Below are 4,276 nucleotides of genomic sequence, written 5' to 3'. Positions count from 1 at the left end.
AAGATGCAGGCCGAGTCCGAAAGGGTGCGTCAGGAGGCGAGGGCCGATTCCGAGATGATGCGGCAGGATATGAGGATCGATTCCGACAGGATGTGGGAGAAGATGCAGTTGGAAACCGAGAAGTTATGGAAAAAGATAGATGCCACATCCGAGAAGGTGCACAATGATATGGCGGCCATAAGGCAACAGATGGTGACCGATATCGAGAGGATGCGCGCGGGGATACAGGCCTCGCAGGCCGAAATGCAGCTCGAGTTCAAAAAAATGTGGGGGGAAATGAGGACCGAGGCCGAGAGGATACGCGCGGAGATGTACCAGGACAACAAGACGACGATCACGGGCCTATATCGATGGGTTCCGGTGGCGGGGGCGGTCGGGGGAACCCTTGGGGGTATCGTCTCGCTCGTTTTGCCGAAGTGATTCCAAGGATTCCCGAGGACTATCGCGCGCGCAGCTTCATCGCCTCTTATCCTCGTCGATCCGACCATCTTTCGGCATCGATGGTTCGGACGATGAAAGTTCGGATGGAAAGGTAAGATCGAGCCGATCGTTCTTACCTTTCCCCGATACCCTTATTCGATATCGTCGATGCGATACTCGATCTTTGGGATAACCTTGGAAAGCCCCCGAAGATCACTTCCTTCGCCAAAGAGAGTTTCGAGTCGGACGCCCCGATCGAACCCCCTGCCCTCGCTCGTCAAGGCGAGGCGCAAATCATCCGAGCCGTGGAAGCGATCGATGCTCGCCTCGATCACCGTCATCGATCATCGGCGGGGGGTTCACGCCGGTCGGGCATGGGCGGCGATGAATTCCTCGTCCAGGGTGATCCCGATCCCCGGCCGATCCGGGATATCGAGATAGCCTTTGTCGGGGACGAAGCGCTCCACCGAAACCCGATCGCGAAAGGGATGGGCCGATCGATCGAGCTCGAACCACGGTTCGTCAGGGAAGCGCCGCTCCGGAAGGTGGGGGATGGTGGCATGGAGCTGAAGCGATGCGGCAAGGCCGATATTGGTGCCCCAGACATGCGGGATCAACGGCAGATGGGCCGCCGAAGCCAGCGCGATGATATTCATGAGTTCGCTGAACCCTCCGGCGGCGCATAGGTCGGGCTGCAAGATATCGACCGCTCGCCGATCGATGAGATGACGAAAGCCATAGCGGGTGTATTCGCACTCTCCCCCGGCAATCGCCACCTCGGAACGACTTTTGATCTCGCGATAACCGTCCACATCCTCGGGGACCACCGGCTCTTCGAACCAATGGATATCGAAGCCTTCGAAGCGGCGGATAAGCCGCAGCGCTTCGTTGACGTTATAGCCGTGATTCGCATCCACCATCAGATATGTGTCGGGACCGATGGCATCGCGCACCGCGGCGATATATTCCAAATCCCGCTCGATGCCGTAGCCCACCTTGAGCTTCATGCCACCGAAACCCTGCGCGACATAGCCTTGCGCTTCCTCGGCCAAGGCCTTCGCCGCGTTCGAAGCCCCCAAAGGCTCGTAAAGACCGGTGGCATAGCAGCGTGCGCGGCGACGATAGCCGCCGCCGAGGAGCTTGTACACCGGCAACCCCAAGGCCTTTCCCTTCAAATCCCATAACGCGATATCGATGGCGCTGATCGCCGACAGCACGACACCTTTTTGGCCTTGGTCGCGAGTGAGGTTGTACATGCGATCCCAAAGAACTCGCGTATCCAGCGGATCCTCGCCGATGATCAAAGGAGCGAGCGCGCCCTCGATCAGCCCCGCGGCGATTCGCGCCGGCCCCCCGAAATAGAAGGCCTCGCCGACCCCTGACAGCCCGTTATCGCTTTCGACGACGGCCAGAGCCGCTTGCCGCGAGGAGGTCGTGCGTTGAGACCATCCGAACCCTGCGCCTGCGATATCTCCTTCCAAAACGATGCCGGAAACTTTGTCGATCCTCATCCCACCCTCCTTTCGATGTCCTTATGGGATTCATGGCCTTTGGCCGGGTTTTTTTCGAATGCGAGGAGCGAGCGGCGATGCGCTCGGCCGAAATAGCGCGGATTTTCCGACGATATTTCAGGCGATCGTTCGATTCTCGCTTGACCTTTCCCGCCTGTGTGCCTTATTCTTCGCTCGTGCATCAAAGAGTGAAAATAAGCGTGAAAATATCCCGATGCAATTTAGGAGCGTCGGTAGCGGTCGCTCCGATATGGCATGAGGCGTCGTTTTCAGAAATTCCCTCTTTTATGCCCGTTTAGGCAACCCCTTCATTACCAGGAGCGTATGATGCGTCAGATCGCTATTTTTGCCGATGCCGGTTATTTGTATACACAAGGTGCGGGTTTGGTCCAGGGCGCAAGTTACAAGCCCCCCCGGGCGAACTTGCGCTTGGATGTACGGAGTTTTATGCGCGAGTTGATCGGGGCGGCGAGGAAGGCCTGCCCCGATGGGCAGCTGATTCGAGCCCGCCTATTGCGTACCTATTGGTACGACGATTTGCCCATGGGTTCGGAGCCCGATCCGGATCAGATCGAGATCGCCATCGCCCCCTTCACCAAACTTAGATTGGGGATGGCCGCCGGCAACGGACAAGAAGAGGAAGCGGATTCTCCCATTGCCTCGGATTTGATCGAACTCGCTCGCAATCGGGCGATCACCGATGCCGTGATCCTCTCGGGGAACGAGGATATACGCATGGGAGTGCAGATCGCCCAGAGCTACGGGGTTCAGGTGCATCTATTGGGCATCAACCCCGGCCCGGACTCGTCTTTTGCCTATCTCGTTCGCGAATGCGATACCTCCCGGGTATGGGGCGCTTCCGATATTCGTCGCTTTTTATTCCTAAGCGCCCAAGAGCAACCGGCGGGCGGTGCCTTGCCTTCCGCTTCCGGGATTCCCGGGGTCGGGGGTTATGGCTCGATCCCTTCCGAATCCGGGATTCCGATTCCGGCATCGAGCCCGCCGCCGATGACCGGCGAGCCGATTTGGTCGGCCTCGCCCCATGGGCAGGGTATTCCGATGTCCGAGACTCGTCACGCCCCCGTCCCCGGGAGGTGGAACGATCATCCTGCGGGCGGCCCAGGGGCAGGGGCGGACACCCAAGTCCCGATCGATGTCGCCATTTCGCAAGAGATATCCGCAGCGATCGCCCGGCTCGATGAATTCGAGATCCAACGCCTGCGCTCGACGGCGCAAATGTCCCCGAACTCGGTCCCCTCCTCTTTGGATCGACCGACGCTGGCGAGGATTCGCAATCGCATTCGCCGTCATCTGACCGACAGCGAGCGCAAGCTCTACCGAGGGGAATTCATGCGCCGCCTTGCGGAGATGCTCGACGGTCCCCCGCCCCCGCCCCCTTCCGAGAACTTCAACTACTAAAGCCCTCGAGGATCGCGGCATTGTCTTCGCGATATCCTCGGCCGGCGATGGCGGTCGATGATCGGTCGTAGGTCGATAGCGAAGGGATGTTCCAAGGGCGGCTTTCGCGCAATGCGAGAGCCGCCCCGCTTGCGTTCAGCCTCGTCGGCCCCGGCGGCGCAGCCGGGCGAGAAGGCGACCGTCGATGAAGAGCAAGGCGAGGGCGATCAGCGCCATGCCCTCGATCTGCCCCGAGGTGATGGCCTCGTTCAGCATGATCACCCCGAGCAGGACGGCGACCGCCGGAATCATCAGCGTCACCAGCATCACATTGCTGCCACCGGCTCGCCGGATGATGGCGAAGAAGATGATATAGGCGATGCCGGTGCTGAAGATCCCGAGCATCAGCAAGGGGCCGGTGATCGAAAGATCGAAGGGATCGAATGCCCTAGGCCCTTCCAGCCATAGGGCGATGGGGGCGATGATCAAAGCGGAGCAGCTCACCTGTCCGGTCGCCGCCGAAAGCGGATTGAGGGATGCCAAGCGCTTTCCCCACAGCCCGGAGAAGGCGTAGGAGATCGTTGCCGCCAGCACTGCCAGGCTGCCGAGGAAATGATCGGACATCTCGCCGAATACGGAAGGCCCGATCAACACCACCACCCCGGCGAAACCGAGCACGACCCCGATGAGTCGCGCCGGGGTCATCTTTTCATCCTTGGTGAGAAAGTGGGCGGCGACCACCGAGAATATGGGGGTCATGCCGTTGAGGATGCTGGCGAGCCCGCCGGTGATCCATAACTGCCCCCAGGCGATCAGGCAAAAGGGAAGGGCGTTGTTGAGGATGCCCATGATCGCCAGGTCGCGCCAGGTCGCAAGCCCGGTGGGGATCGGGGCGCGAGCGATCATCGAAAAACACCATAGCCCCGCCGCCCCGATCAGCAGGCGGG

Annotated in this window: 4 protein-coding genes; 2 read left to right on the top strand and 2 right to left on the bottom strand. The window is 60.2% G+C overall.

Going from position 1 to position 4,276, the window contains the following annotated elements:
- On the top strand, positions 1 to 420 hold a 420-nt coding region (locus BF99_RS0116035; RefSeq protein WP_025771800.1), incomplete at its 5' end, for a DUF1640 domain-containing protein.
- Positions 421 to 779: 359 nt separating this feature from the next.
- On the opposite strand, the gene BF99_RS0116020 is transcribed toward BF99_RS0116035, so the two are convergent.
- A complete protein-coding gene (locus tag BF99_RS0116020) occupies positions 780 to 1,931 on the bottom strand; it encodes a mandelate racemase/muconate lactonizing enzyme family protein (protein WP_025771796.1) in 1,152 nt (383 codons plus the stop codon).
- A 327-nt stretch (positions 1,932 to 2,258) separates the two neighbouring features.
- Between BF99_RS0116020 and BF99_RS22165 the strand changes: the two genes are divergently transcribed.
- The gene (locus BF99_RS22165) at positions 2,259 to 3,350 is read left to right on the top strand and encodes an NYN domain-containing protein (RefSeq protein WP_197019186.1); all 1,092 of its coding nucleotides are present in this window, start codon (positions 2,259 to 2,261) and stop codon (positions 3,348 to 3,350) included.
- A gap of 135 nt (positions 3,351 to 3,485) precedes the next feature.
- On the opposite strand, the gene BF99_RS0116005 is transcribed toward BF99_RS22165, so the two are convergent.
- The coding region (locus BF99_RS0116005; protein ID WP_025771790.1) for a DMT family transporter at positions 3,486 to 4,276 on the bottom strand (791 nt) is incomplete at its 5' end.

This window comes from Thioalkalivibrio sp. HK1, assembly GCA_000583135.1.
GTDB lineage: Bacteria > Pseudomonadota > Gammaproteobacteria > HK1 > HK1 > HK1.
The sequence above is the reverse complement of the archived record's forward strand: the minus strand, read 5'-3'. Positions and strand labels throughout refer to the sequence as shown.